Raw genomic sequence first — 19,275 nt, forward strand, 5'->3', positions numbered from 1 at the left:
CCGAGGCGCGCATTCTACAGCAGCCTCTGTATCTGTCAAGCGGTTATTTTAAGAAGTTTTCAAAGTTTCCTTATCAACTTCAACCACTTGCGCTTCGACCAACATCACGTTGCTCGTTAGCGGGAGGCGAATTCTACAGCGTTACAACCTGCTGTCAACTGCCTTTTTTCACCGCTTTCGATCAACTTCATCGAAAGCCAACCGAATCGTCCAACTCATTGATTATCAAGGAGTTTTTCGTTCTGTCTGCGCCAGAAGAGGTGCGAATTATAGAGAGATTAGAGAGGCCGTCAACCCCTAATTCACGCTTTATTCCAAAACCAGCGTAATACGCCCGAAAGCCTTCTTCCCAGCCTGGCAAACATGAGTCGCTCCCACCTTAAAGACGAACGAGCGATCAACAACTTCACCATCTATACGCACGCCACCCGAAGCAAGCAGATCCCGGGCGACTGCGGAGTTCTTAACCAACCCTGCCTTATTAAGGACGGCTGAGATCGGCATATCTTCAGGGGCACCTACCGAGATCTCGGGCAAATCGTCTGGCAGTTCACCTTCCTTCATGCGGTTACCCGCAGAGCGGTGGGCACTGGCAGCAGCTTCGTCACCATGGAAACGAGCAACGATCTCTTCAGCCAGCTTGATTTTGATATCGCGCGGGTTTGCACCCTTCTCACAATCTGCCTTGAAGCCGTTGATCTCTTCCATAGAACGAAAGCTCAGCAGCTCGAAGTAACGCCACATCAATGCATCCGGGATCGAAACCAGCTTGCTGTACATAACGCCCGGCGCTTCCTGGATACCTACATAGTTACCCAGCGACTTGGACATCTTCTTCACACCATCCAGACCTTCCAATAGAGGCATGGTGAGGATGCACTGCGCTTCCTGCCCGTAGGCGCGCTGCAACTCGCGCCCCATCAGCAGATTGAATTTCTGGTCGGTACCACCCAGCTCGACATCGGAACGAAGAGCGACAGAGTCGTACCCCTGCACCAACGGATAGAGGAACTCGTGGATAGCGATTGGCTGGCTGCTTTTATAGCGCTTGTCGAAATCATCACGCTCAAGCATCCGCGCCACGGTGTACTGCGACGAGAGACGAATGAAATCCGCAGGGCTCAGCTTGTCCATCCACGTAGAATTGAAAGCCACCTCGGTCTTGGCAGGATCAAGAATCTTGAATACCTGGGATTTGTACGTCTCGGCGTAGTCGAGAACCTGCTCACGGGTCAGCGGAGGACGCGTGGCGCTTTTGCCACTTGGATCACCGATCATGCCAGTGAAGTCGCCAATCAGAAAGATGACGTGATGCCCCAACTCCTGGAACTGACGCAGCTTATTAATAAGCACGGTATGACCCAGGTGCAGGTCAGGTGCCGTAGGATCGAACCCGGCTTTAATACGCAGCGGTTGACCACGCTTGAGCTTGGCCACAAGCTCGGCCTCAACCAAAAGCTCATCTGCCCCACGCTTGATCAGCGCTAGCTGCTCTTCAACCGACCTCATATCCATCCCCTAAAAATAGCCGTTTTCAAAAGGGGACCAACCATACAAGATCAGCGCCCAATTACAAGTTTTGCCCAGCATTGCGGGACGAATCGAAAGCCGATTCATCCGCAGGGTTGCTTCGCACAGGTTTTGGTTATATTTTATACAGTTATTTCATCTTCATCATGTCATTCATCTTTTCCAATTCATCTTTTTTCAAAGTCAAATTACCTATGATAGACACGCCGCCTAAAGCGCCACCGCTTTATCCCAAGACTCACCTGCTCGCAGCCAGCGGCATCGCCGCCCTGTTAAGCCTGGCGCTCTTGGTTTTTCCCTCAAGCGAAGTCGAAGCTAAAAAAACCGTTTTGAATCTTGATATGGAAGCGCCTGCTGATCAAAGCGCACCTAACCAAGACGCTCTGGAAACGACTGAAGCCACACATTCGGCAACAGATTCTCCATTCGCCCAGATCGACAATGGCGATGAGCAAACTGAGAGCAATGCGGCCAATGAACCCCAGCCCACCGCAGACAGCGCAGTGGCGGCTGCTGCACCCAAGAATCCCAACCATCGGGAAGTTACCGTAGCCAGAGGGGACACCCTGTCCACTCTGTTTGAAAAGGTAGGCCTTCCAGCTGCGACCGTGCATGAAGTCATGGCCAGTAATAAGGAAGCCAAACAATTCAGCCGCCTGCAGGATGGCCAGGTCCTGCAATTCGAACTGACGCCAGAAGGTCAGTTGAAGCAACTGCACACCAAGCTCAGCCAGCTGGAAAGCATCAGCTTGTCCAAAACGGACAGTGGCTTCACGTTCAATCGTGAAATCAGCAAGCCAGACGTGCGTACGGCCTACATACACGGCGTGATCACCAACTCCCTGTCACAGTCCGCACAGCGTGCAGGCCTTTCGCACACCATGACGATGGACATGGCCAACATCTTTGGCTACGACATCGACTTCGCTCAGGACATCCGTAAGGGTGACGAATTCGACGTCATCTACGAGCAGAAGGTCATCAACGGCAAAACGGTAGGCACCGGCAATATCCTTTCTGCCCGCTTTACCAACCAGGGCAAGTCCTACTCCGCAGTTCGTTACACCAACAAACAGGGCAACACCAACTACTACACCGCCGACGGCAACAGCATGCGCAAGGCCTTCATCCGCACGCCCGTTGACTTCGCCCGCATCAGCTCAATGTTCTCCATGGGTCGCAAGCACCCCATCCTGAACAAGATCCGCGCGCACAAAGGCGTCGATTATGCAGCGCCACGCGGTACGCCGATCAAAGCTACCGGCGACGGCAAGGTACTGCTGGCAGGCCGTCGCGGCGGATATGGCAACACGGTAATCATTCAGCACGGCGATACGTACCGTACGCTGTACGGTCACATGCAAGGCTTTGCCAAAGGCGTTCAGACTGGAAGCACCGTCAGACAAGGTCAGGTGATCGGCTATATTGGTACTACCGGTCTGTCGACAGGCCCGCATTTGCACTATGAGTTCCAGGTAAATGGCGTGCACGTCGACCCTCTGGGTCGTAAATTGCCGATGGCGGATCCGATCGCCAAATCCGAAAAACAGCGGTTCATGCAGCAGAGCCAGCCATTGATGGCTCGTATGGATCAGGAAAAGGCCACCATGCTGGCCTCGAGCAAACGATAAGCCATGGCCTTCTTTTATATAGGTGTGATGTCCGGCAGCAGTCTCGATGGGATCGATATCGCCCTTGTTGAGCAGGATGACCGGCCAAGACTGTTGGCAACTCACTACATCCCGATGCCGGAGGACTTGCGCGCCGAGTTGCTAGGGCTTTGCTCCAGCGGACCGGACGAGTTGGCTCGTGCAGCGATCGCTGAACAGAAGTGGGTTCGCCTGGCAGCTGAAGGCGTACTGACGCTTCTGACCCAACAAGGTATGGTCGCTGGCCAGATTCGCGCCATCGGCAGCCATGGCCAGACCATCCGCCATGAGCCCGCTCGCGGTTTCAGCATCCAGATCGGCAACCCGGCGCTGCTGGCTGAGCTGACCGAGATCACCGTAGTCAGCGATTTCCGTCGCCGCGACATCGCGGCTGGTGGTCAGGGCGCACCTCTGGTTCCCGCGTTTCATGAGGCGCTGTTCGACGACAATAAAGACCGTCGTGCCGTTCTCAACATTGGCGGTTTCAGTAACCTGAGCCTTATCGAACTGGACAGGCCGGTAACCGGCTTTGACTGCGGCCCAGGCAACGTTTTGCTTGATGCGTGGATTCAGTCGCAGCGCGGTGAAGGTTTTGATCGTGACGGCGCATGGGGCGCAAGTGGCAAAGTTGATCCTGCCCTGCTGAAAGCGCTACTCAGCGATCCGTTCTTCCTGACCAAGGGTCCAAAGAGCACAGGACGGGAGGTGTTCAACCTCGGCTGGCTGCACCACCATCTGTTCCAGCTGCCGACGCTTTCTGCCGAAAACGTACAGGCGACATTGATGGAGCTGACCGCTCTGTCGATTACAGAATCCCTGCAATCGGCTCAGTCGGAAACCAAGGAGCTGCTGATCTGTGGCGGCGGTGCGCACAACGTGGCACTGACCAATCGCCTGGCGGAATTGCTCCCTAATACCAAAGTCAGCAGTACGGCCGCCTTTGGTGTTGACCCTGACTGGGTAGAAGCCATGGCGTTTGCCTGGCTGGCTCATTGCTGCCTGGAAGGCGTGCCTGCCAACCGTCCGACCGTCACGGGCGCTCAGGGTCTGCGAGTGCTGGGCGCTATCTACCCGGCCTGACTCCAGACAAACAAAAACGCCGCGCATTTGCGCGGCGTTTTTATGTGTGCAGGACAATCAGATCGAGAATGAAGACCCGCAGCCGCAAGTAGTGGAAGCGTTAGGGTTCTTGATAACGAAACGCGAACCTTCAAGACCTTCCTGATAATCCACTTCAGCACCCGCCAGGTACTGGAAGCTCATTGGATCGACCACCAGGCTTACGCCTTCGCGCTCAACGATGGTGTCATCGTCGGCGACGTCTTCATCGAAAGTGAAACCGTACTGAAACCCGGAACAACCGCCGCCAGTCACGAATACACGCAGCTTAAGGCGATCGTTGCCCTCTTCATCGACCAGGGTCTTCACCTTGTGCGCAGCACCATGGGTGAATTGCAAAGCCGTTGGAGTGAAGGATTCGACGCTCATGTTAAATATCTCCCGGCGCTAAGCCGTCATAATGCGTAATGACGCGCATTATCCGCTTCTCCGAGAAAATTGGTCAACTATTCCAGAGCAGCGGCAAGTTTCAAGCCTCAAGCTACAAGTGGTCGCACCAACCTCTTGAAGCTTGAAGCTTGAAGCTAAAAACTGCTTCTAGGGCATCATCCCGGCATGGGACAGACCCAGCTTCTCGTCCAACCCGAACATGATGTTCATGTTCTGTACGGCCTGTCCCGACGCACCCTTGACCAGGTTGTCGATAACCGAAAGCACGACGACCAGATCCCCACCCTGCGGGCGATGGACCGCAATACGGCAAACGTTGGCACCACGCACGCTGCGGGTTTCCGGATGGCTGCCAGCAGGCATCACATCGACGAATGGCTCGTTGGCATAACGCTTCTCGAACAGCGCCTGCAGATCAACCGACTTATCGACGACTGTGGCGTACAGCGTGGAGTGAATACCGCGGATCATTGGCGTCAGGTGCGGGACGAAGGTCAAACCCACATCCCCGCCAGCCGCGCGACGCAGCCCTTGGGTGATTTCAGGCAAGTGACGATGGCCTTTGACCGCATAAGCCTTGAAGCTTTCGTTGGCCTCGGAGTACAGCGAGCCAATACTCAAGCCACGACCTGCACCGCTGACACCGGACTTGCAGTCAGCAATCAGGCGCGTGTTATCGGCAAGCCCGGCTTCCAGCAATGGCAGGAAACCCAGTTGCGTGGCGGTTGGATAGCACCCTGGCACAGCAATAAGGCGAGCCTGCTTGATTTGCTCACGGTTAACTTCAGGCAAACCATAAACTGCATCCTTGAGCAACTCTGGCGCGCCGTGAGGCTGACCGTACCACTTCGCCCACTCCACGGAGTCTTGCAGACGGAAGTCAGCAGACAGGTCGATGACCCGAGTGCCGGCATTCAAGAGTTCGCCTGCAAGGGAATGCGCGACGCCATGAGGCGTAGCGAAGAAGACGACGTCACAGGCACCAAGCGTTGCAATGTCAGGCACGCTAAATGCCAGGCCATCATAATGGCCGCGCAGATTAGGGTACATATCAGCAACAGGCAGACCTGCCTCGGATCGAGAAGTAATAACGACCACTTCAGCTTGCGGATGCTGTGCCAACAGACGCAGCAACTCGACACCGGTGTAACCCGTGCCGCCGACGATACCGACCTTGACCATAACCTGCCCTCAACGTACCAACTGGAAAGCCGTCGATAATATGGGCCTGGCGCGTCTGCGACAACCGACAACGTGACGTATGGGCGCTCAAGCCACTACTATTTGCATACCGTGAACCTGGGAATAACTAAAAATGCTTTTATGGATCAAGGCTTTTCATATCGTTTCAGTGGTCTGTTGGTTCGCAGGGCTGTTCTACCTGCCAAGACTTTTCGTTTACCACTCCATGAGCGAGGACGCGGTCAGCCGCGAACGCTTCTGTACCATGGAGCGTAAGCTGTACCGGGGAATCATGGGCCCGGCGATGATCGCGACATTGATTTTTGGCATCTGGCTTATCGCTTTGGTGCCGGGGTACATGAGCCAGGGCTGGATGCACGCCAAGCTGACACTGGTCATTCTGCTGATCGGCTATCACCATGTGTGTGGCGCACAGGTCAAACGCTTCGCTCGTGGCGAAAATGGCCGTAGCCATGTGTTTTACCGCTGGTTCAACGAAATCCCTGTATTGATCCTGCTGGCAGTCGTCATTCTGGTGGTGGTTAAACCTTTCTAATCTCCTGACGGGACCGTCCACTCATCCTAGGCGGTCCGCGTTGCCGATCTCACGACAAGGAAGCGAAGCATGACCACCCCGCTGTTCAAGATTGTGTTCGAAGGGCAGTTGCGTAACGGTGTTGAGTTGCAGACTGCCAAGCTCAATCTTGCTAGCCTTTTCAAGAGTGAAGTCTCCGCTGTAGACAATCTGTTCAGCGGCAAACCCGTCGCCCTCAAGCGAGGGCTGACTCAGGCCGACGCTCAGGTCTACCTTAAAGCGCTTAACGATGCTGGTGTCGAAGCGCGCATCGACAGTGACCCCGTAATAATCCTGAACATTGAAGAAGTAGAAGAAACCTCGCCGACGCTACAGTCCTCTCAGCCAGTACCGACTTCGCCATACGCACCACCTCGCGCAAGTGTCATAGATGACGAGACAAAACAATCAGAACTGAAAATCTTCAGCTTTCAGGGGCGAATTGGGCGTGTACGTTACCTGGCGTGGATATCAGTGCTGGTTGTCACAGGCTTTATTGCTGCCGGCATATGCTCAGTGATCATGAGCGCCTCTTTGGTTGGCGGCGGCTTGTTGCTGGCGATTGTCGGAGCGGCATTCTTCCTGGTTGGCCTTCAGATAGGTGCTCAACGGCTGCACGATGCAGGATGGTCGGCGTGGCTGCTGTGTTTATACCTGGTGCCCTACATAGGCTTTGTGCTGCCTCTGCTTCTGATTTTCGCCCCGGGCAACAAGGGAGCCAACCGCTATGGCCCGCCGCCGCCCCCTAATAACCGTGGCGTCATCCTGCTGGCCTGCATGTGGATTCTGTTCATTGGCGTGTCCGTGATCACCACACTGACTGGTGGGTTCCTTTCACTGAAAGAAGAGCTGTCGGACGTCACCACACAGTATGAGCAGTCACTGCCTGATGACGATCAATAGCCTGTCGTCCAGGCCCTGGACTAAACTCCGCGGCTCGCACTACGTTCAACGGAGAACCGCATGACCCGTTACGCCTTGATCACCGGGGCAACCAGCGGAATTGGCCTGGCCATGGCCGAAGCCTTGGCACGCAGAGGAAGGAGCCTGTTACTGGTCGCTCGTCAGCGCGATCTGCTGGAAACGATCGCCATTGAACTGACTCAGCGTTTCGGCGTAGAGGTACTGATTCGCGCCTGCGATCTGGGCGAACCCTTGCGCCTGTCAGGTTTTCTGCTGGAACTGGAAGAAGAAGGTGCGCACCAGATCGACCTGCTGGTCAATTGCGCCGGTATCGGAACATCCGGTCCGTTCCTGGCCCAGGACTGGGGATTGGAGCAGGACCTGATTGACTTGAATATTCTGGCCCTGACGCGCCTGTGCCACACGGTCGGAAACCTGATGGCGCTGCAAGGCGGCGGGCAGATTCTCAACGTTGCATCTGTGGCTGCGTTCAGCCCAGGCCCCTGGATGAGCGCCTATTACGCAAGCAAAGCCTACGTGTTGCATTTTTCAGAGGGGCTGCGCGAGGAGGTCAAGAAAAACGGGATCAAAGTATCGGTCCTGTGCCCCGGCCCCACGCGCACCAGCTTTTTCCGTACTGCCCAGCTTCAAGTGGGCAAGAGCGGCAATCAGAAAATGATGAGCCCCGAAGAAGTGGCGCTGTACACCGTTCGCGCGTTGGCAAAGAACCGGGCGGTTATCATTCCTGGCTGGCGTAATCGATTGATCACATTCAGCCCCCGACTGGTCTCACGCTGGGTAAGTCGTAACATTGCCGGGCTGATCAACAAGTCAGTGTGCTCGCGCTGACCGACGAATGCTGGGCGCAGACCGATGCTCTCAGTACAGTCGGTTCGGTCCATTCATCTACACGTTCCACCCACCACAAGGAGCAAATGGCTGTGGATACTTTGTTCACCAAGATCATTAACCGCGAGATACCCGCAAAGATCATCTACGAAGACGATCAAGTGCTGGCCTTTCACGACATTGCCCCCCAGGCACCGGTCCACTTTCTGGTTATCCCGAAAAAACCGATCCGCACGCTTAATGACCTGACCGAAGAAGACAAAGGCCTGGCCGGTCATATTCTGTTCACCGCGCAACGTCTGGCGAAAGAGTTAGGCTGTGAGGATGGATTTCGTGTCGTCATGAACTGCAATGAGCTGGGCGGACAGACCGTCTATCACATTCATATGCATGTTCTGGGTCAGCGCCAGATGAACTGGCCGCCGGGTTAATCCCGATATTCAAAGACTTGCAGTACGGCTGGAGCCTGCCAGGGCTCTAGCCAGCTGATCCAGCTCAAGCCTCATCTGGCGGATTGGGGTAGACTGGCCCCATGGTTTTTCCGGAGGTGCCCATGGCTACCGAACGTCACTACTCCCCTATCGACCGTATCCTTTTGCAGGCCGACGCTGCGATGCGCACGCTGTTGCCGTCCAAGGGATACTCCTCTCGTCCCTCGCCCGCCCTCGTCCAGCCCGAAGTTGCGATGAGTGACGTTGATACTCGGCACGTTGCAGGCCTGATGCGTATCAACCACACAGGTGAAGTGTGCGCCCAGGCGTTGTATCAAGGGCAGGCACTCACCGCCAAATTGCCCGATATACGCAAAGCGATGGAGCATGCCGCAGAAGAAGAGATTGACCATCTGGTCTGGTGTGAACAGCGCATTCACCAGTTGGGCAGCCATACCAGCGTACTCAATCCACTATTTTACGGCTTTTTCTTCGGCATCGGCGCCGCAGCAGGGTTGATCAGCGACAAGGTCAGCCTGGGTTTCGTCGCAGCGACTGAAGATCAGGTCTGCAAACACTTGAATGAGCACCTTGAGCAACTTCCCGCCGAAGACGAAAAGTCCCGTGCGATTCTTGAGCAGATGCGTGCCGACGAAGAACACCACGCACAAAGCGCGCTGGATGCAGGCGGCTTCCGCTTCCCGGCGCCGGTCAAGTTTGGCATGAGCGTGCTGGCCAAGCTCATGACCAAAAGCACTTATCGTATTTAAACCCGATAAATCGCGAGCACAAAAAAGGCGCCTTCAGCAGGCGCCTTTCTTTTTGCATTGAATCCTAGACGGCGACGTTAACGTTGCGGCCGTAGAAGATTTCCAGCATTTCGTGCTTGACCTTGGCGGTCACCTGATCGCGTTGCACCGGGGACAGATTGCTGGTCGCGTCGCCGAACAGGTAGTTATCCAGTTCGAAGTTCTTGAGCAGCATCTTGGTGTGGAACAGGTTCTCCTGATACACGTTCACGTCTGTCATCTGGTAACTGTTGCGCGTGTCTTCAGAGAGGTAGTTCTGAATCGAGTTGATCTCATGGTCGATGAAGTGCTTCTTGCCTTCAACGTCACGGGTGAAGCCGCGCACACGATAGTCGACCGTCACGATGTCTGATTCGAACTTGTGAATCAGGTAGTTCAGCGCTTTAAGCGGTGAAATCACCCCGCAGGTTGACACGTCGATGTCCACACGGAAGGTCGCGATACCGTCAACCGGGTGAATTTCCGGATAGGTATGGACGGTGATGTGGCTCTTGTCGAGGTGCGCCAGAATGGTTTCCGGCAGCGGGCCCGGCGACTCTTCGATCTGGCTTTCGGTAGGCGTCACCGGCTGCTCGGAAATCAGAATAGTCACGCTGGCGCCTTGAGGATCGTAATCCTGGCGGGCGATGTTGAGGATGTTGGCGCCAATGATATCGACGACATCGGTCAGAATCCGCGTCAGGCGTTCGGCGTCGTACACACTGTTGATGTACTCGACGTAAGCCTGCTGGTCCTGCGGGGTTTCCGCATAGCAGATGTCATAGATGTTGAAGCTCAAGGTCTTTGTCAGGTTATTGAACCCGTGGAGCTTGAGTTTGCTTTTCACCGTTAAAAACTCTCTATATATGTGCGGCCCAAGCCACGTGATCAAGCATGCCCGTCAGTTGAGCGAAGCTCAGCTGCGTAGGACGGTTAACACCTCTTCGCGGTGGCGATTTTGGTTGTCTGGTCGGGAGCGGCCGCAAACAACCTGCGCATCCTGCTCCCTGAAAAAGGGGCGCATTATGCAGACGTCAGGAGCTGTCTGCCAGAGTGTGCGCCGCTTTTATGATAATTGGGTGTCGTTAGCCCAATTCAATGATTTCGTAGTCGTGAGTAATCTCGACCCCGGCGTTGCCGAGCATGATCGAGGCTGAGCAGTATTTCTCGGCGGACAGCTCGATGGCGCGCTTGACCTGAGCTTCTTTCAAGCCACGGCCCTTCACCACGAAATGCAGGTGAATTTTGGTGAATACCTTTGGGTCTTCAGTGGCGCGTTCGGCTTCCAGAAAGGCCTCGCAGCTTTCTACTGGCTGGCGCGACTTCTTCAGAATGCTGACCACATCGAAGTTGCTGCAACCGCCGAGGCCGATCAGCACCATCTCCATAGGGCGCACGCCCAGATTGCGACCGCCACTCTCGGGCGGGCCGTCCATCACCACTACGTGACCACTGCCGGATTCACCGAGGAACATGGCTTCACCAGCCCATTGAATGCGTGCTTTCATCGCCAGGGGCTCCAATGCTGAAAAGGCGGCCAGCTTAGCACAGCGCTCGCCACGCTCTGAACGTGCCGAGAAATTCCACTTTAAGACCAACCTGTAGGAAATTTCCGAAATGGTCTCAAATGAGATCCAAAAAGCTGGCTAAATGCAATCTGCTGCCGATAACGCTAACAATGCCTCCGGCGATGTACTTTTTCAGGACAAAAGAATGCTAGCTATTCCCCTGTCATCAAAGACCAAGCACCTGGAAAAGTTTCTGGCTCACGCCCAGCGTCGCCGCTATCCGGCCAAATCCAACATCATTTGTGCAGGGGATCGTTCCGAGTCCTTGTTCTTCATCATCAAAGGCTCGGTCACCGTGCTGATCGAAGATGATGAAGGCCGCGAGATGATCGTTGCCTACCTGAACTCCGGAGATTTCTGCGGCGAGCTTGGGCTTTTCGAACCTGTCGGAAATGAAAAAGAGCGCAGCGCCTGGGTGCGTGCCAAGACCGAGTGCGAAATTGCTGAAATCAGCTACAGCAAATTCCGCGAGATATCGCTGCTGGAACCGGAAATCCTGTACGCCCTTGGCGCCCAGATGGCCGAACGTCTGCGCAACACCACGCGCAAGGTTGGCGACCTTGCCTTTCTCGATGTCACTGGCCGTGTCGCCGGTACGCTGCTGGATTTATGCAAACAACCGGATGCAATGACTCACCCTGACGGCATGCAGATCAAGATCACGCGCCAGGAAATCGGACGTATTGTGGGATGTTCACGAGAAATGGTTGGCCGGGTGCTCAAAGCGCTGGAAGAACAGAAACTGGTCCACGTCAAAGGCAAGACGATGGTGGTGTTTGGTACGCGTTGAGAAAGCCAATCGGGGGCTATCGCTGAATCACCCATAGGCATGGATTGAAAGGCATGGATTGAAATCTTATCTCCCGTGGGAGCGAATTCATTCGCGAAAGCGGTATCTGAAGCGATAGATATGCATTGAATGGACTGGCCTCTTCGCGAATGAATTCGCTCCCACAGGTCGTGGGCTCACCTTTGCCCCGATAACAGCGAAAGTCCTTCCTGATAGGTCTGCGCCAACCTCTCCAACACACCCTCAACCGCAAACGCCTCGCGCAATGCAATATGGCTGTCGGCTCGCACGCGCTGATCAAGCTCGCAGATTTCGTTGAAGCGATTAACGGCGGCGACCATTTCATGCCGTTCGTTATCGACCAGCAATGCACCGTGGGCGAGCACGACAGGCCTCAGTCCACCTTGACTCTGGCGCCAACGCTGGGCAGTGCCGACCATCTTGCGGCCATCAAGGTTGACGTTGAAGCGACCGTCACAAAACGCACCCTCCACTTCGCCCAACGAAGCAGCGCCGCCCAGCTCATTCAAAACATCCAGAATCGGCTGACATAGACGGCGATAGGCGAGTTCGATACGGTCGCGATCCGGGTCACTTGCAGGCTGGGCGTAAACCAGGGCGATGTTCACCGTGGCCGACGACTGTGGCACCGGCTCACCTCCGGTTTCCCGCAACAGAATTGGCCAGCCGCTGTCAGCCAGCGTTTCGCTGGCCTCTACAAATCCGGGCAAACGGCTCATGCGGCGAGGCATCACCAGCGCTCGATCGCTCGGTCGCCAGAGCAGTAATGCAAAATCGGAATTCCCGTCACAGACTGAGGCAAGCAAGTCCTGCTCGGCTTTCAGGCCAGCTTCGACGCAGATATCAATCACCGAACCAGACATGTTGATCCTCTGTAAAACCTGTCGAAGCAAAGCCGAGGAATGATCAGTCCAGGGTAGAGCTGCGCACCGGAGGCGTACCGCGCTCAGGAAAGAACAGACGCTGCAGTTCATCACCCGGATGCTCGGCGCGCATGAACGCTTCACCCACCAGGAAGGAATACACATCGCTGATTTCCATCAACTCGACATCGGCACGGTTGAGAATGCCGCTTTCAGTGATGACCAGACGATCACGAGGAATACGCGGGAGCAAATCCAGCGTGGTTTCCAGGCTCACTTCGAAGGTGTGCAGGTTGCGGTTGTTAACGCCGACCAGTGGCGTATCGAGGGTTTTCAATGCGCGCTCCAGCTCATCGCCGTCGTGCACTTCAACCAATACGTCCAGCCCGACGCTTTTCGCGACCGAAGCCAGCTCAGCCATTTTCACGTCATCCAGCGCAGAGACAATCAGCAGCACACAATCAGCGCCAAGGGCGCGGGCTTCAATGATCTGATAGGGATCAATCATGAAGTCCTTGCGGATCACCGGCAGCTTGCACGCAGCACGCGCCTGCTGCAGATAAGCATCAGCACCCTGGAAGTAATCGACATCGGTCAGCACCGAGAGGCAGGTCGCCCCGCCCTTCTCATAGCTTCGGGCGATGTCGGCAGGTACGAAGTTCTCGCGAATCACGCCCTTGCTCGGCGATGCCTTTTTAATTTCGGCAATGACCGCCGGCTGCTTGCGCTTGGCTTGCTCGATCAACGCGTTGGCAAAGCCGCGAACCGGGTCAGCCGCTGCAGCCAGCTTCTCGACTTCGGCCAGGCTGACGGAAGCACTGCGAGCTGCAACCTCCTCGGCCTTACGGGCAAGAATCTTTTCCAGAACTGTTGGCACGCTCATTCTTCATTCTCCTGCTTGAATACCGCGGTAAAGGCACCCAATTCTTCAAGCTTCTCCCGGGCCAGGCCGGTATGAAGCGCATCGTGAGCCAACTCGACACCTTCTTTGAGCGTGTAGGCATGATCAGCAGCATAGAGCGCTGCGCCCGCATTGAGCACGATCATTTCAGCCGCTTTTTGGCCATGTTCGGTTTTACGACGACCCAGCGCATCGCGGATCAGAACCAGCGAAGCTTCAGGGCCATCAACGCTCAGGCCAAACAGGCTCTGGCTTTTCATGCCCAGATCCTCAGGCTGCACCCAATATTCGGTGACTTCGCCGTTTTTTAGTTCAGCCACGAACGTCGGTGCAGCAAGACTGAACTCATCCAGGCCATCCTGCGAATGCACCACCAGTACATGCTTGCTGCCCAGACGAAGCAGAACTTCGGCCAAGGGGCGGCACAGGGCCTGACTGAATACGCCCACTACTTGATGGCGGACACCGGCCGGATTCGTAAGCGGGCCGAGCATATTGAACAGGGTACGCAAGCCGAGATCGCGACGCGGGCCTGCGGCATGCTTCATTGCGCCATGATGAGCCTGGGCGAACATGAAACCGATGCCCACGCTGTCAATGCAGCGCGCCACTTGTACCGGCGTGAGGTTGAGGTATACGCCAGCCGCTTCCAGCAAATCAGCGCTGCCGCTCTTGCCCGAGACGGCGCGATTGCCATGTTTGGCTACAGTACAACCGGCCGCGGCAACCACGAAAGAAGACGCCGTCGAAACGTTGAAAATGTTAGCGCCGTCACCGCCGGTGCCCACTACGTCTACAACGCCATCGAGGGTTTTCAGCTCAACCTTGTCGGCCAGCTCACGCATGACCGAAACCGCACCGACAATCTCATCGATGCTTTCGCTCTTCATGCGCATGCCCATCATGAAAGCTCCAATCTGCGCTTCCGTGCACTGCCCGGTCATGATGGCGCGCATGACGTCGCTCATCTCGGCAGTACTCAAATCCAGATTATCGACAACACGCCCCAGAGCGGTCTTGATGTCCATTGGCTTAGTCATAACGAATCCTTAACCCTGTCGGGTGCCGCCGGTTTGCTTGAGGAAGTTGGCGAACAGCTCGTGGCCCTGCTCGGTCAGAATCGACTCAGGGTGAAACTGAATCCCCTCGACGTTCAGTGTCTTGTGGCGCAAGCCCATGATTTCGTCTCTCGAACCATCTTCCAACGCAGTCCAGGCTGTCACTTCGAGGCAATCAGGCAGGGTGTCGAGTTTGACAACCAGCGAGTGATAGCGGGTAACGGTCAGAGGGTGATTCAACCCTTCGAACACGCCGTGATCCTCATGAACCACCGGACTGGTCTTGCCGTGCATGACCTGACGGGCGCGCACAACGTCACCGCCGAACGCCTGACCAATTGACTGATGACCAAGGCATACACCCAGAATCGGCAGTTTGCCGGCGAAGTGTTTGATCACCTCCAGCGAGACACCCGCTTCATTCGGCGTACAAGGGCCGGGCGATACCACAATGCGCTCAGGGTTGAGGGCTTCGATCTCGGCAACGGTCAATTCGTCGTTGCGGATCACCTTGACGTCGGCACCCAGCTCACCGAAGTACTGCACGACGTTGTAGGTAAAGGAATCATAGTTATCGATCATCAGCAGCATTTGGCTTAAACCCATTGAATTACTGACTATTTTTTCAACCTTCAAAATCGCTGCCGATTGAGTGCCCGCTAGTTTAACGACCGGGGGTTGACCCGGAAAAGCGGCAGGGCGGAGTTTTAAAGGCGTATCAGGAGGTCCGGACAGGCCGGAAGAGAATAAGTCAGGCGCGCCAACGCCAGCGGGCGTGAGCCTTGATAACGCGCATCAAGAGTTTGCTGACGATCAACACAGGGGAGGTCTCATTTTTACGTTCCGGCACATTAGCGTACCGAGGGATGGCGCGCAATATCACATACCCTTGGCGAGATGACCAAAATCTACTTTTGGAGTCACTAAACAATCAAATCTGTAAAGCAGCGAATACACATCAACCATAACGCCAACCGCTGGGCGGTTAATGACTAATTAGCCGGTCGTGCAGGGTTCAGATAGCTACTTTTCCTTAAGCATTAAAAAATAAAAAGGAACCTGACCATGCTCAGACCCCGACGGTTTGCGGCGCTTGTCGCTTGCTTGCTGGTTTCAGCCTGCCCTGACAGCTGGGCAGCCTCTTCGCCTTATTCAACCATGGTGGTATTCGGTGACAGCCTGGCCGATGCCGGGCAGTTTCCCGATACGGATGGCCCAATGGGATCGACGCTACGTTTCACCAACCGTACCGGGCCAACTTATCAGGACGGCAGCGGTGAGGTTTTCGGACTGAACTCATCGACCTTGCTGGGTCTGAAACTCAATGTTGCTCAGGCCGACCTCGCGGCCTCCACGTCGCCAGTGAACGCCGCCTCAGGTTTGGCAGACGGCAACAACTGGGCGGTAGGAGGAGATCGTACCGATCAGATTTATGATGCAATCACCTCGCAGTCCAACGTTATCAACCCCGATAACGGAGCAGTTTTACGCAGCCGACCGGGTTACCTGATCGCTAACAACTTTCGGGCAGATCCTGACGCCCTGTACTACTTGACCGGGGGCGGCAATGACTTCCTGCAGGGCCGAGTGCTGAGTCTGGCGCAGTCCCGGGAGGCCGCAGATCGTCTTGCCGACAGTGCCCAGGTCCTGCAGCAAGCGGGGGCTCGATACATCATGGTCTGGCTGCTGCCAGACATCGGTCAGACGCCAGCCGTGTCCGGCACCATCCTGGCACCCGTCACTTCAATACTGAGCGGTGTATTCAACGCCCAACTGATCAGCCGCCTGGCGCAGATCGATGCGCAAATAATCCCGCTGAATATCCCACGCTTCGTTTCGGAAACGTTGAATGAGCCAGCCCGCTTTGGTCTCGCCGCGGATCAGAATCTAACGGGAACCTGCTTCAACGGTGACAACTGCGACGAGAACAACACCTACGGGATAAGTAGTGCTACGCCGGACCCGAGTAAATTACTGTTCAACGATGGGGTGCATCCCACTGTCACCGGCCAGCGGCTGATCGCCGATTACGCCTACTCGTTGCTGGCTGCGCCTTGGGAAATCAGCCTGCTGCCGGAAATGGCCAACGGCACATTACGTGCGCAACAGGATGAACTGAGGAGCCAATGGCTAGCGGATTGGGGAAATTGGCAGGGCGTCGGGCAGTGGCGTGCGATTGTCGCCGCTGGTGGTCAGAAAATGGACTTTGATGCACAGGACAACTCAGCGAATGCTGACGGTCATGGCTACAACGTGACCGTTGGCGGCAGTTATCGACTCGCCGATCATTGGCGAGTCGGCATGGTGGGCGGAGCTTATCGGCAACAACTGGACGCCGGGGATCGGGATTCGGACTACAAACTCAATAGCTATCTGGCGACTGCCTTTGTCCAGTATCAGGCGAACCATTGGTGGGGTGATCTTACTGCCTCAGGTGGGCATCTGGATTACGAGAATGCCGAGCGCAAATTCGCACTGGGTATCAGCCAGGGGAATGAGAAAGGCGATACGGATGGTGAAATCTGGGGAGCCAGTACAAGACTGGGATTTGATATCGCGGGCGCCAACAGCCCTTGGCATTTATCGCCCTTCATCAGCGCGGACTACGCACATGTGAACGTGAATGGCTATTCGGAAAAAGGCACTCGCTCAACGGCCCTGACCTTTGATGACCAGACTCGCAAGTCACGACGCCTGGGTGCTGGGTTGCAGGGCAAGTTTCAGGTCACCCCCACGACGCAGCTGTTCGCCGAAGTAGCGCATGAGCGGGAGTTTGAAACTGATCAACAGGAGGTGACCATCGCCTTGAACAGCCTGCCGCTCAATGATTTCACCCTTGAAGGCTACACGCCGCAACGAGATCTGAACCGCGCCACACTTGGCGTCAGCCAGAAACTGACCCGAGACCTGACGCTACGCGGCGGGTACAACTGGCGCAAGAATGATGATGTCACCCAGCAAGGGATGAGCGTCGGGGTAAGTCTGGACTTTTAAGCGCGTTGCAGTCGTAGGACCGGCTTCAGCCGGGAGAGCGCCTGCTCTGACAAAGCAGATGTGGCGACTGAACCAAAGTCCTCCCGGCTAAAGCCGGTCCTACGTTTATTCGTGAACTGCAGTATCTGCGCTTACTGCTCCTGCTCAGCCAGCGCCACGGCGCGGAACATCGCCCGGCGTTTGTTCAGGGTTTCTTCCCATTCCAGCGCAGGCACCGAGTCAGCGACGATGCCGCCACCGGCCTGTACATGCAGTTCGCCGTTCTTGATGACCGCGGTCCGGATCGCAATCGCGGTGTCCATGTTGCCGTTCCAGGCCAGATAACCCACAGCGCCGCCGTAGACGCCACGTTTCACTGGCTCCAGTTCGTCGATGATTTCCATGGCGCGGATTTTCGGTGCGCCGGACAAGGTGCCTGCTGGCAAAATCGCCCGCAGTGCATCCATCGCCGTCAGGCCGCTTTTCAACTGACCGGTGACGTTGGACACGATGTGCATCACGTTGGAGTAACGCTCAATGACCATTTTCTCGGTGAGCCGGACCGAACCGATTTCCGAAACACGACCGGTGTCGTTGCGCCCCAGATCGATCAGCATCAAGTGCTCGGCGATCTCCTTGTCATCGGACAGCAGGTCTTCTTCCAGCGCCAGATCAGCTTCTTCGTTCGCACCGCGAGGACGGGTGCCGGCAATCGGGCGAACGGTGATCAGGTTGTCTTCAACACGCACCAGCACTTCCGGAGAACTGCCAACCACGTGGAAATCGCCAAAGTTGAAGAAGTACATGTAAGGCGTCGGGTTGAAGCAGCGCAGTGCCCGATACAGATCAATCGGTGCAGCCTTGAAGTCGATGGACATACGCTGCGACGGAACCACCTGCATGACGTCGCCCGCCAGGATGTATTCCTTGATGGTATCGACTGCCCGCTCGTAGTCATCCTGCGTGAAACTTGAGCGGAATACCGGATCAGCCGCTTGCGGCCGGGTCAGGTCCAGGCCACGACGCGGGGTGATGGGCTGGCGCAGTTGTTCCATCAGTTCGTCGAGACGGGCCAGGCCGTTTTCGTATGCGTCCTGCTGGGCCGGGTCGACCAACACGATAGCGTGCATCTTGCCCGCCAGGTTATCGAACACGACGACGGCATCAGACACCATCAGCAGGATATCTGGCACGCCCAACGGATCAGGATTCGGGCATTTGCCGAGACGCTTCTCGACATAGCGAACACAGTCATAACCGAAGTAACCCACCAGCCCGCCGTTGAAACGTGGCAGGCCAGGAATGGTCGGCACGTTGTAACGCGCCTTGAAGGTTTCAACGAACGCCAGCGGGTCTTCGGTCTCAAGATGCTCGATCTCGACGCCGTCGTGAGTGACACGAACATCGTGATCGTGAACGCGCAAGACCGTGCGGCATGGCAAACCGATGATCGAGTAACGGCCCCATTTCTCGCCGCCCTGCACCGACTCCAGCAGATAGGAGTTCGGTTGGTCGGCAAGCTTGAGGTAGATCGACAGCGGCGTGTCGAAGTCGGCCAGGGTTTCGTAGGCAAGCGGGATGCGATTATAGCCAGCAGCAGCCAAACGCAGGAATTCTTCGCGATTCATCATCAGCCTCATTGGTGAGGGTTAGCAGTCAGGTAAGCAAACAGTGCCGGTAAACGTA

General features: G+C 55.9%; 19 protein-coding genes and 1 pseudogene. 10 read left to right on the plus strand and 10 right to left on the minus strand.

What is annotated here, in order from left to right; genetic code table 11:
- A pseudogene (locus AO242_RS29545) lies at window positions 1–329 on the plus strand (hypothetical protein); the annotation flags it as partial.
- Here AO242_RS29545 and tyrS read toward each other — a convergent pair.
- On the minus strand, window positions 310–1,509 hold the full coding sequence (gene tyrS / locus AO242_RS08975) for a tyrosine--tRNA ligase (protein WP_099268448.1): 1,200 nt from the start codon (window positions 1,507–1,509) through the stop codon (window positions 310–312). The pseudogene AO242_RS29545 and the gene tyrS overlap by 20 nt on opposite strands.
- Window positions 1,510–1,724: 215 nt before the next feature.
- Here tyrS and AO242_RS08980 point away from each other — a divergent pair, with 215 nt between their 5' ends.
- Both AO242_RS08980 and AO242_RS08985 read left to right on the plus strand, forming a co-directional pair.
- Entirely contained in the window at window positions 1,725–3,161 is a 1,437-nt protein-coding gene (locus AO242_RS08980; RefSeq protein WP_099268449.1) for a peptidoglycan DD-metalloendopeptidase family protein, read from the plus strand.
- 3 nt (window positions 3,162–3,164) lie between these two features.
- Window positions 3,165–4,259, plus strand: a complete 1,095-nt coding sequence (locus AO242_RS08985) for an anhydro-N-acetylmuramic acid kinase (protein WP_099268450.1) — start codon at window positions 3,165–3,167, stop codon at window positions 4,257–4,259.
- Between the two features lie 57 nt (window positions 4,260–4,316).
- Here AO242_RS08985 and erpA read toward each other — a convergent pair whose 3' ends face one another.
- Both erpA and argC read right to left on the minus strand, forming a co-directional pair.
- Entirely contained in the window at window positions 4,317–4,667 is a 351-nt protein-coding gene (gene erpA / locus AO242_RS08990; protein WP_027900658.1) for an iron-sulfur cluster insertion protein ErpA, read from the minus strand.
- A 168-nt stretch (window positions 4,668–4,835) separates the two neighbouring features.
- Complete coding sequence (argC, locus tag AO242_RS08995) at window positions 4,836–5,870, minus strand: N-acetyl-gamma-glutamyl-phosphate reductase (protein WP_095101166.1); 1,035 nt, start codon at window positions 5,868–5,870, stop codon at window positions 4,836–4,838.
- Window positions 5,871–6,003: 133 nt separating this feature from the next.
- Between argC and hemJ the strand changes: the two genes are divergently transcribed.
- The 5 genes from hemJ (at window position 6,004) to coq7 (ending at window position 9,397) form a co-directional block, all read left to right on the plus strand.
- Window positions 6,004–6,426: a protoporphyrinogen oxidase HemJ gene (hemJ, locus tag AO242_RS09000; protein ID WP_099268451.1), complete on the plus strand. Its 423-nt coding sequence runs from the start codon at window positions 6,004–6,006 to the stop codon at window positions 6,424–6,426.
- A 69-nt stretch (window positions 6,427–6,495) separates the two neighbouring features.
- Complete coding sequence (locus tag AO242_RS09005) at window positions 6,496–7,347, plus strand: DUF805 domain-containing protein (RefSeq protein ID WP_099268452.1); 852 nt, start codon at window positions 6,496–6,498, stop codon at window positions 7,345–7,347.
- A gap of 60 nt (window positions 7,348–7,407) precedes the next feature.
- Window positions 7,408–8,196 carry an SDR family NAD(P)-dependent oxidoreductase gene (locus tag AO242_RS09010; protein ID WP_027900661.1) on the plus strand — a complete coding sequence of 263 codons (789 nt, stop codon included), beginning with the start codon at window positions 7,408–7,410 and terminating at the stop codon, window positions 8,194–8,196.
- A gap of 92 nt (window positions 8,197–8,288) precedes the next feature.
- Window positions 8,289–8,627: a histidine triad nucleotide-binding protein gene (locus tag AO242_RS09015; protein WP_027900662.1), complete on the plus strand. Its 339-nt coding sequence runs from the start codon at window positions 8,289–8,291 to the stop codon at window positions 8,625–8,627.
- A gap of 122 nt (window positions 8,628–8,749) precedes the next feature.
- Window positions 8,750–9,397: a 2-polyprenyl-3-methyl-6-methoxy-1,4-benzoquinone monooxygenase gene (coq7, locus tag AO242_RS09020; protein ID WP_099268453.1), complete on the plus strand. Its 648-nt coding sequence runs from the start codon at window positions 8,750–8,752 to the stop codon at window positions 9,395–9,397.
- A 64-nt stretch (window positions 9,398–9,461) separates the two neighbouring features.
- Here coq7 and speD read toward each other — a convergent pair whose 3' ends face one another.
- Window positions 9,462–10,262, minus strand: a complete 801-nt coding sequence (gene speD, locus AO242_RS09025) for an adenosylmethionine decarboxylase (protein ID WP_027900664.1) — start codon at window positions 10,260–10,262, stop codon at window positions 9,462–9,464.
- Window positions 10,263–10,500: 238 nt separating this feature from the next.
- Window positions 10,501–10,923: an OsmC family protein gene (locus tag AO242_RS09030; protein WP_027900665.1), complete on the minus strand. Its 423-nt coding sequence runs from the start codon at window positions 10,921–10,923 to the stop codon at window positions 10,501–10,503.
- A 205-nt stretch (window positions 10,924–11,128) separates the two neighbouring features.
- On the opposite strand from AO242_RS09030, the gene crp reads away from it, so the two are divergent.
- Entirely contained in the window at window positions 11,129–11,773 is a 645-nt protein-coding gene (gene crp, locus AO242_RS09035) for a cAMP-activated global transcriptional regulator CRP (protein WP_099268521.1), read from the plus strand.
- A gap of 176 nt (window positions 11,774–11,949) precedes the next feature.
- Here the strand turns inward: crp and AO242_RS09040 are convergent, their stop codons facing one another.
- From AO242_RS09040 to AO242_RS09055, 4 genes are read right to left on the minus strand one after another with little or no spacing between them, the layout of a single operon-like run.
- Window positions 11,950–12,657 (minus strand): lipoate--protein ligase family protein, encoded by a 708-nt coding sequence (locus tag AO242_RS09040; RefSeq protein ID WP_099268454.1) that lies wholly within the window; start codon window positions 12,655–12,657, stop codon window positions 11,950–11,952.
- Window positions 12,658–12,700: 43 nt separating this feature from the next.
- The gene (trpC, locus tag AO242_RS09045) at window positions 12,701–13,540 is read right to left on the minus strand and encodes an indole-3-glycerol phosphate synthase TrpC (protein WP_099268455.1); all 840 of its coding nucleotides are present in this window, start codon (window positions 13,538–13,540) and stop codon (window positions 12,701–12,703) included.
- The gene (trpD, locus tag AO242_RS09050) at window positions 13,537–14,586 is read right to left on the minus strand and encodes an anthranilate phosphoribosyltransferase (RefSeq protein WP_027900669.1); all 1,050 of its coding nucleotides are present in this window, start codon (window positions 14,584–14,586) and stop codon (window positions 13,537–13,539) included. The genes trpC and trpD overlap by 4 nt, the downstream gene beginning before the upstream one ends.
- A 21-nt stretch (window positions 14,587–14,607) precedes the next feature.
- Window positions 14,608–15,207, minus strand: a complete 600-nt coding sequence (locus AO242_RS09055) for an aminodeoxychorismate/anthranilate synthase component II (RefSeq protein WP_027900670.1) — start codon at window positions 15,205–15,207, stop codon at window positions 14,608–14,610.
- Window positions 15,208–15,681: 474 nt separating this feature from the next.
- Between AO242_RS09055 and estP the strand changes: the two genes are divergently transcribed.
- Window positions 15,682–17,610 carry an esterase EstP gene (gene estP, locus AO242_RS09060; protein ID WP_099268456.1) on the plus strand — a complete coding sequence of 643 codons (1,929 nt, stop codon included), beginning with the start codon at window positions 15,682–15,684 and terminating at the stop codon, window positions 17,608–17,610.
- A gap of 131 nt (window positions 17,611–17,741) precedes the next feature.
- On the opposite strand, the gene trpE is transcribed toward estP, so the two are convergent.
- Window positions 17,742–19,217: an anthranilate synthase component I gene (gene trpE / locus AO242_RS09065; protein WP_099268457.1), complete on the minus strand. Its 1,476-nt coding sequence runs from the start codon at window positions 19,215–19,217 to the stop codon at window positions 17,742–17,744.
- Window positions 19,218–19,275: the final 58 nt, after the last annotated feature.

It is taken from the genome of Pseudomonas sp. ICMP 561 (assembly GCF_002699985.1).
Taxonomy (GTDB): Bacteria; Pseudomonadota; Gammaproteobacteria; order Pseudomonadales; family Pseudomonadaceae; genus Aquipseudomonas; species Aquipseudomonas quasicaspiana.

What these genes read in the sequence shown, in the direction of transcription:
- tyrS (WP_099268448.1), bottom strand. Translation starts at nt 1,509, where the DNA reads ATGAGGTCGGTTGAAGAGCAGCTAGCGCTGATCAAGCGTGGGGCAGAT.
- AO242_RS08980 (WP_099268449.1), top strand. Translation starts at nt 1,725, where the DNA reads ATGATAGACACGCCGCCTAAAGCGCCACCGCTTTATCCCAAGACTCAC.
- AO242_RS08985 (WP_099268450.1), top strand. Translation starts at nt 3,165, where the DNA reads ATGGCCTTCTTTTATATAGGTGTGATGTCCGGCAGCAGTCTCGATGGG.
- erpA (WP_027900658.1), bottom strand. Translation starts at nt 4,667, where the DNA reads ATGAGCGTCGAATCCTTCACTCCAACGGCTTTGCAATTCACCCATGGT.
- argC (WP_095101166.1), bottom strand. Translation starts at nt 5,870, where the DNA reads ATGGTCAAGGTCGGTATCGTCGGCGGCACGGGTTACACCGGTGTCGAG.
- hemJ (WP_099268451.1), top strand. Translation starts at nt 6,004, where the DNA reads ATGCTTTTATGGATCAAGGCTTTTCATATCGTTTCAGTGGTCTGTTGG.
- AO242_RS09005 (WP_099268452.1), top strand. Translation starts at nt 6,496, where the DNA reads ATGACCACCCCGCTGTTCAAGATTGTGTTCGAAGGGCAGTTGCGTAAC.
- AO242_RS09010 (WP_027900661.1), top strand. Translation starts at nt 7,408, where the DNA reads ATGACCCGTTACGCCTTGATCACCGGGGCAACCAGCGGAATTGGCCTG.
- coq7 (WP_099268453.1), top strand. Translation starts at nt 8,750, where the DNA reads ATGGCTACCGAACGTCACTACTCCCCTATCGACCGTATCCTTTTGCAG.
- AO242_RS09030 (WP_027900665.1), bottom strand. Translation starts at nt 10,923, where the DNA reads ATGAAAGCACGCATTCAATGGGCTGGTGAAGCCATGTTCCTCGGTGAA.
- crp (WP_099268521.1), top strand. Translation starts at nt 11,129, where the DNA reads ATGCTAGCTATTCCCCTGTCATCAAAGACCAAGCACCTGGAAAAGTTT.
- AO242_RS09040 (WP_099268454.1), bottom strand. Translation starts at nt 12,657, where the DNA reads ATGTCTGGTTCGGTGATTGATATCTGCGTCGAAGCTGGCCTGAAAGCC.
- trpC (WP_099268455.1), bottom strand. Translation starts at nt 13,540, where the DNA reads ATGAGCGTGCCAACAGTTCTGGAAAAGATTCTTGCCCGTAAGGCCGAG.
- trpD (WP_027900669.1), bottom strand. Translation starts at nt 14,586, where the DNA reads ATGGACATCAAGACCGCTCTGGGGCGTGTTGTCGATAATCTGGATTTG.
- AO242_RS09055 (WP_027900670.1), bottom strand. Translation starts at nt 15,207, where the DNA reads ATGCTGCTGATGATCGATAACTATGATTCCTTTACCTACAACGTCGTG.
- estP (WP_099268456.1), top strand. Translation starts at nt 15,682, where the DNA reads ATGCTCAGACCCCGACGGTTTGCGGCGCTTGTCGCTTGCTTGCTGGTT.
- trpE (WP_099268457.1), bottom strand. Translation starts at nt 19,217, where the DNA reads ATGAATCGCGAAGAATTCCTGCGTTTGGCTGCTGCTGGCTATAATCGC.